At 47.3% G+C, this 7,301-nt stretch carries 5 protein-coding genes; 2 read left to right on the top strand and 3 right to left on the bottom strand.

Annotated features, from left to right (window positions below; translation table 11 throughout):
• Positions 1 to 67 precede the first annotated feature (67 nt).
• The gene (locus tag QUA83_RS29570) at positions 68 to 586 is read left to right on the top strand and encodes a transaldolase family protein (RefSeq protein ID WP_333297737.1); all 519 of its coding nucleotides are present in this window, start codon (positions 68 to 70) and stop codon (positions 584 to 586) included.
• A gap of 285 nt (positions 587 to 871) precedes the next feature.
• On the opposite strand, the gene QUA83_RS29565 is transcribed toward QUA83_RS29570, so the two are convergent.
• The 3 genes from QUA83_RS29565 to QUA83_RS29555 all read right to left on the bottom strand — a co-directional run bounded on the left by QUA83_RS29565 (position 872) and on the right by QUA83_RS29555 (position 5,377).
• Entirely contained in the window at positions 872 to 2,938 is a 2,067-nt protein-coding gene (locus tag QUA83_RS29565; protein ID WP_333297735.1) for a serine/threonine-protein kinase, read from the bottom strand.
• Between the two features lie 1,089 nt (positions 2,939 to 4,027).
• Positions 4,028 to 5,149, bottom strand: coding sequence for a calcium/proton exchanger (gene cax, locus QUA83_RS29560; protein WP_333297734.1), 1,122 nt, complete (start codon positions 5,147 to 5,149; stop codon positions 4,028 to 4,030).
• Positions 5,150 to 5,377 (bottom strand): hypothetical protein, encoded by a 228-nt coding sequence (locus tag QUA83_RS29555; protein WP_333297732.1) that lies wholly within the window; start codon positions 5,375 to 5,377, stop codon positions 5,150 to 5,152.
• Positions 5,378 to 5,766: 389 nt separating this feature from the next.
• Between QUA83_RS29555 and QUA83_RS29550 the strand changes: the two genes are divergently transcribed.
• On the top strand, positions 5,767 to 6,966 hold the full coding sequence (locus QUA83_RS29550) for an FAD-dependent monooxygenase (protein ID WP_333297730.1): 1,200 nt from the start codon (positions 5,767 to 5,769) through the stop codon (positions 6,964 to 6,966).
• Positions 6,967 to 7,301: the final 335 nt, after the last annotated feature.

Genomic DNA, 7,301 nt, shown 5'->3' with positions numbered 1-7,301 from the left:
TATCCTTGCTCTTCGCTGTGCTTATCTCAATGGTCAACTTTCAATTTGATGTATTTGCCAAACTGAGATGCACCCCACACAACTGGCGAAACTTATTCCGGGGGAAGTGTATTATCAGCTAACTGCATCTGATTTTGATGGCATGGTAGCAGAAGGAAAAGCGGCTTTTGAATTAATTGGACAGCAAACAGTTTTGAAAGTTCCAGCAACGGCGGCTGGTTTTCAAGCAGTAGCGCATTTGTCACCGGAAATTCCTTGCGCGGTGACAGCTATTTACAGCGCATCACAAGCAGTTGTTTCAGCAGAAGCGGGGGCCAAATATGCGATCGCCTACGTGAATCGCGCCACCAGATTGTTGGGAGACGGTTTTGCTTTAGTCCAAGATATGGCTGATGTCTTGAAGAAAAGTAATACTGAAATTTTGGCAGCTAGCATTAAATCGCCGGAAGAAGCGGTAAAGACTTTATTAGCTGGAGCCCATCATTTGACACTGCCTTTTGACGTGTTGCAGGCGATCGCAGTTCATGAATTGTCGCAGCAAACAGTTGATGAATTTGCGAAAAACGGGCGAGGAATTTTTGGATAATACCAAATTTATGTGAAACTTGAAAATTACGAATTGGTAATGGGTAATTGGTCGGGGTTTTGAATAATATCAAATCCGGTACCATCGGAATTATTCATCCCTCTGTTCTATTCCTCTGCGTCAAGAGGGTCAAGAGCGGTTTAATCATTCTAATGCAACCGAAATTGATATGACTACTGATGCCAGTAAAAAAAACAATGCAACTGTAGACCCGTACTCTAAACCCATACAAAAGCAGTCATTACCAATTCTTAGATCTAAAATCTAAAATCTAAAATCGTATGACTATGGCATTCGCCAAATCTTAATAGTGCGATCGGGACTGGCGCTCACAAAAGTCTTGCTATCTCTGGAAATAGCCACAGAACTCACAAACTGACTGTGACCCGAAAGACTGCTTCTTTCTTTTCCCGTCTTCAAATCCCAAACTATAATATCTCCGCCCCCGCTGATCAAAGTGCGGCTGTCCGGGCTAAAGGCGATCGTCCTCACCCAGCCCGAATGCCCTTTAAAAGTGCGGGTGCGCTTCCCGTCTTGCACGTTCGACAAACGGATCTTGTCCGTGCTAGCACTAGCCACAATTTGCCCGTTCGGACTAAAAGCCACAGCATTAACCGGGCCCCCGTGACCTGTGATAATCCTTCTGACTTCTCCGGTGCCGAGATTCCACAAACGCACAGTCTTGTCCTGGCTGCCACTAGCGAGAGTTTTACCGTCCCGGCTCAAAGCGATCGCGTTTACTCCTCCGGCGTGGCCGCTCAAAGTCCGCAACCTGCTGCCGGTTCTGACATTCCACAAGCGAATAGTTTTGTCCTGGCTACCGCTAGCCAGAGTTTGACCGTCCCTGCTAAAAGCGATCGCGTTGACGGCGGCGGTGTGAGCGGCAATCGTCCGCATCCGCCGCCCCGTCTTCAAATCCCAGAGAATCACATTATTGTCGTCGCCCCCACTGGCCAAAATCGAGCTGTTCGGGCTCACCGCCAGCGTGTTGACCGATTTTTTAGAATGTACCGAATTGAGAGTCCGCACCAGGCGTCCCGTCCTCACATTCCAAATTCTAATCGTCCCAAAGCTAGCGCTCACCAAATTTTGACCGTCAGGCGACAGGGCGATCGCATTTACACTCCCGACATTATCCAAACTTCTTTGCAAAAAATGAGTGCTAGGTAAAGTAGAAAGCAGCCACACCGGGTTTGCTGGAAACACCCCGTAACGCAGCGAACCGTAAATTTGAGACGCGCCAATACTCACCATCAAAACAGCCGTGCCCGCCAGCAACTTCTTTTTCCAATCAAAAACATTTTTCTCGGTCTTGTTCAATCCCGAATTCAGAGGTCTGAGGCGGTTTATGGAACTCTGCTTCTTCGCCCCAGGCGCCCCGGCAGTTGCGCGAATTTTAGTTTGCCCCGTCGTCGGCAACTGAGTCGGCACCTGAGTTTCTGCGTCGTCGAGATTAATTTCCTCCAAGCACTGCAAAACCATCTGGGGACTTTGAGGTCGATTTCCCGGAAAAGGCGCCATCAGGTAATCGATTACATTAGCCACGGCGTCGGAAACTTGAGGAGCTCCTTTGCGCCACATTAATCTGCCCGTGCGGGGGTTTTCTGGAAATGCAGTCGGCGGCTTTCCAGTCAGCAAATAAACAAAAGTGCGCCCCAGAGCAAAAAAATCCGACTGCGGAACAGCCTTGCCATTAGTTTGTTCGGGCGGCGTGTAGCCGGGGGAAACAATACCAGTCACATTTTGCCCCTGACCCACCTTAGCGAAATAAGTCGCCGACACTTCCCGAGCAGTCCCGAAGTCAATCAGCACTAACTGCCCGTTGGGCTTGCACATAATATTGTGCGGCTTGATATCCCGATGGAAATAGTTGAGGCGGTGAACTTGGTCTAAAATTTCCGACAGTTGTTTGAGCCAGTTTACAGCTTGTTCTTGACTGATCGGGCGGCCCCGATGTTTCAGCCAGTCTTGCAAATTGGCCCCAGCAATTTTCTCCATCACCAGACAGTGAAAAGACTCTGTGCTGTGAGCGGGCGTAAATGTAAAATAACCGTCGCGATCGACTTTTGGAATACCTGGATGTCTGAGCCTGACCAATACGTCGGCTTCTTGCTTAAACAGTTCTACAGCTTTGGGATGTTCTTTGAGCAGGACTTTGAGCACTCTTCGGGCGCCGTTGTCGTCTACTTCAAATGTTCTGCCAAAGCCGCCGCCTCCGAGAGGCGCGACTAGCCGATATCTACCTTGCAACAAAAGTTCTGACCCGCAGTGGATACACACGGATTTACCAGAGTTGGCTGGATCGGAGGGATTCGGGCATTTGGGATTGAGGCAATAACTCACAGAAGCCACATAACCCTGATTGAGGTTGCTCTATCAAGTTTTACTTTGACACTGCTATACAAAACTTGGCTAAACTTATCTAAGCTTCACCATTCAACTAGAAGTATTTTCTAGAGGGTCTGATTCCTGCTTCTGCCAAGAGAGTCGGCTCTTACTTGTCCACAGGCGTAAATTCGGGTGGAGCAGCACCCTATTTTTCCAGTCTGTACAACTATTTATTATTGTGGAAGCTTTTAGCCATTGTTTAACCATTATTTTCAACCAATTTAACGAATCGTGGTATCCCGTTCGACCTTTTTATAGGCTGGTCAGTTTTAAATCGACCGTCGTTTACTCTTCCAGAAAATTTTTCCTGCCGATTTTGGGCATTATTCTGAGAATCTTGCACAAAACTGCGCCTCTGTCAATATGCTTGTCATCAGCAGCGGGCGAGGAAGTTTAATCAAGTATTAAGGAATTAGATTAACCTCTGTTCACTCTTGGTGAGTGAGATTTTTGATTCAGCTTGCGTTACTTGCCTTGACAAGATTACTCAAGCCGCATTAGAGGCGTCTTCTCTAAAATCGCTACTTCCGGTATGGCATACCGTATTTGATTAGTCCTCTTTAATCTAGTTCGGTCTTTGTTCAAATACGAGTTTTCCTAGATGGCAACACCGTGTTTGTGGGACGACGTACTCAACAATAAGAGTACGAGGTTTTACGTTGTCTAGTTAGACTCAATTTTCAACTTATGACGATCGTAGCACACCTAGTAAAAGACTCATGAGCACCCTTGATTGAAATCTTGCAGCTTCTCTGAAGTCAAGGGAGGCTTTAGTCTCGCTTGACTTCAGCATCCCGTATTTTTGTATAACCGGGGGCACTGCGATCTAACGATGATCCGGTTGAGGCCAAAGGTTTTGTTGTTTGTCACAGCCGATCGAGGTCACAAATCCCTGATGAGAGCACATCATGTACAAACAGACCAGAACTAATAACGAGAGAGTAGCCACATTTCAATTGTACGATCGCAACCACCACTCTCGAAAAAAGAAGTGAAAAAATCTGCCTTCTTCCCTCTTCCCTCTTCCCTCTTCCTTCAGCACAAGAAAGCCTTTTAAACAAGTCCCTCAATTACCGGATGGAAGTAGAACGCCAGCGCCAAAACCGTATAAGCTGCCAACAGCAAAGTACCTTCTAGCCAGTTAGAATTGCCATCAGAACTGATAGAATTGGCGATCAGCACCGACACCGCAACCGCTACAAGTTCAAACGGGTTGAAATTCAAGTCCATCGGTTTGCCCAAGACAAAACCTGCCAAAACCAACACCGGGGCAACAAACAAAGCAATTTGCAAACTCGATCCCACGGCCACAGAAACCGACAAATCCATTTTATTTTTCATTGCCACCGTCACCGCCGTCGTATGTTCGGCCGCATTGCCAATAATCGGTACTAAAATCACCCCGGTAAACAGAGATGTCAGCCCCAAACGCGCTGTCGCTTCTTCCAGAGTACCCACCAGCAGTTCGGACTCGACAGCTACCATCAGGGTACAGGCTAACAGCACCGCAATCCACAGCGGCAGATTGACTTTGTGGTCAGGGCTGTCTGGTGCTAAGTTACTTTCGGCTAATTCTTCAAGCATTTCTATTTCTGCCACCCCTGCATCGTACAGATAACTGTGGGTTTTCATCGAAAACAGCAGCGTCAGCACGTAGACGACAATCAGGACTATAGCAACAGCGCTAGAGAGGTTCTGCATAGTTTCTGCAGGGATGCCCGTAGAGGTGGCATTAACTGCCGTCGGCACCAAAATCGCAATCACGGCTAAGTTCATCGCTGAAGCGTTCAACCGGGCGACTATCGGCTGAAATTCTTGTTCTTTGTAGCGCAAGCCGCCCAGCAGCATCGCAAATCCCATCACCAGCAGCAGGTTACTCATAATTGAACCGGTGATGCTGGCTTTGACAACATCTATTAGTCCGGCGTTGAGGGCGACGATGCCGATAATCAGTTCCGTGGCATTTCCGAAGGTAGCGTTCAGCAAACCCCCCAAATTGGCACCGAGGACAACGGCGATTTCTTCGGTGGCCGTCCCCATCCAGGCGGCTAGAGGGATGATGGCTAAAGCCGAGGTGACGAAGATTGTGGAGGATTCCCAGCCGAGAAAGTGTCCGGCGATGGAAACCGGGATAAATAACAGCAGGCTGGAAATAATTGTATTTGTGTTTAGCATTTAGATTCTCAAAAGCTGCCAACCGTCAATCATAGCCTGTAGCAAAAGGAAAAAAAGGGCGAGGGTTCGGGATTTGGGTGGGGAGCATCTCATATTTGTAAAAACACTTCTTCTGGCTCCTTCCTTCTTCCTCTTTCCTTCTTCCTCTTTCCTCCTGCCTCCTGCCTCCTGCCTCCTGCCTCCTGCCTCCTGCCTTAAAACTCCAATTTCTAGCTTAACTGCTTTCATTGAGATGCTCCCTTTGGGTGTTCGCTTCAAGCTGGGGGTGGGCGATCCTCTTCTGCAAGCTTCGCTAACGGGCGATCGAGCTTTGAGACAGCCTGCTATACCTGTACTTCACAAACTATGTCACACATTATTCGTTTGAGCAAGACGCTTGGGACAACCGCAAGATTTAGCAACTGCTGCTTGATTCCTAATGCAAAACAGAACACCCCAATCCCCGATTTTTTAAAGAATTCGGTGATATAACAGCGAGATCGTTTTACGTTTAATTAGATTGATTTACTTACCAAAATACTTGCCAGCAAAAGTGGATGAATGTTTGCGGGGACTGCTTTATCTCTTAGGATGGAAATTAAGCTGGGAAATACATTAAAAAGCAATGGGGAATGGCAATGACGCAAGTTGTAATTGTGGGATCTGGGCCAACTGGTGCGGCACTTGCCTTGCTGCTGGTGAAACGAGGTATTGCTGTTACCTTGGTTGAGGCGGCAAAAGATGCCTACCGAGTCTTTCGCGGTGAAGGGTTAATGCCCAGCGGATTGGATGCGATCGCCCAAATGGGCTTATCCACTATGCTAGAAGGTGTTCCACACCGACCAATTGATGCCTGGGAGTTCGTTGTGGGCGATCGGCAACTATTTCGAGTTGATGAGCCAATGGGGTCAAATCGACCTTGTACACTGGTATCGCAACCGCCTTTGCTAGAAACACTAATTTCAGAAGCTCAGTTGCATCCAGAGTTTGAATTTATCCCAGGTGTTCCCGTAAAAGATTTACTCTACAGCAACGATCGCATTGCGGGTGTAAAGCTAGGAGATGGGCGAGAGATTCCTGCTGCACTTGTGATTGGTACAGATGGTAGAAACTCGGTTGTACGACAGCGTGCAGAATTAGAGTTAGTAAAACAGCAGAAGAGTATAGATGTTCTGTGGTTTAAACTTGCGGCTCATCCTCGGTTTGTGGCTGATAATGTATTTTATTCCATCCTGAATGGCGGTAGCGGATTCAGTGTTTTTCATGGGGCAGAATCAGGAAAACTTCATCTGGCTTGGGTGCTATCGGCAGATGACAAAACCGATTGGAAACACACAGACTGGGCAGAAACTTTCGCATCGCTATCTCCTGCGTGGATGGCAGAACATTTCCGCAACTGTGCGGAGACGATCGAATCTCCGATGCGATTATCTGTTGTGGTTGGTCGCTGTCCGCGCTGGCATCGACCAGGAATCATACTTTTGGGGGATGCTGCACATCCGATGTCTCCGGTTCGCGCTCAAGGAATTAACATGGCGTTCCGCGATGTAATTGTTGCCGCCAATCACCTTGTACCTTTATTGAAAGCAGGGGCTAATTACGAGGATATTGACTTAGCATTATCGCGGATTCAGGCAGAACGCGAACCGGAAATTATTCGCGCCCAACAACTTCAAGCACAAGAAGCGTGGAAAGGCGAACAACTGCGAAAAAATGGATTGTTGCGTTTATTGATGATGCAAGCTGCTCCGTTTTTGGGTGAAAAAATTAAACAATTTTGGGTAAAAGGACAGTATGAATTGCGTCAAGGAGTAACAGAGGTAAAATTGGTTGTGTAAAATGAGGAAATTGAAACCTGACTTACCCGTCCCAACCAAAGAAACCGGGTTTTTACCTTTTCTGCGATGCTCTAATATCAATTCCGGTTGTATCGGAATGATTAAACCACAGAGGGCACAGAGGACACAGAGAAAGAGAAGAGAGAGATAATAATTCCGATGTTAACGGATTTGATATAACCGAGTATTTTTGCGAAAAATCCGGTTTCTGACTACCCGTCCGTCTAGGACTATAAAACTTAGGAGAGGTTTTTATGCGACTGTACTTTAGACTAAATAAAGATGAGAACGGTGGCTTTGAGAAGAACTAAAGCCACCGCGCCGGGAGAGAATAA

It is taken from the genome of Microcoleus sp. K1-B1 (assembly GCF_036704705.1).
In the GTDB taxonomy this organism is placed as follows: Bacteria; Cyanobacteriota; Cyanobacteriia; order Cyanobacteriales; family Microcoleaceae; genus Microcoleus.
This window is presented reverse-complemented; position numbering and strand designations above follow the sequence as displayed.

Excerpts from the sequence above, each read along its gene's own strand:
- QUA83_RS29555 (WP_333297732.1), bottom strand. The coding sequence starts at position 5,377 with ATGAAAGCAGTTAAGCTAGAAATTGGAGTTTTAAGGCAGGAGGCAGGA.
- QUA83_RS29570 (WP_333297737.1), top strand. The coding sequence starts at position 68 with ATGCACCCCACACAACTGGCGAAACTTATTCCGGGGGAAGTGTATTAT.
- cax (WP_333297734.1), bottom strand. The coding sequence starts at position 5,149 with ATGCTAAACACAAATACAATTATTTCCAGCCTGCTGTTATTTATCCCG.
- QUA83_RS29550 (WP_333297730.1), top strand. The coding sequence starts at position 5,767 with ATGACGCAAGTTGTAATTGTGGGATCTGGGCCAACTGGTGCGGCACTT.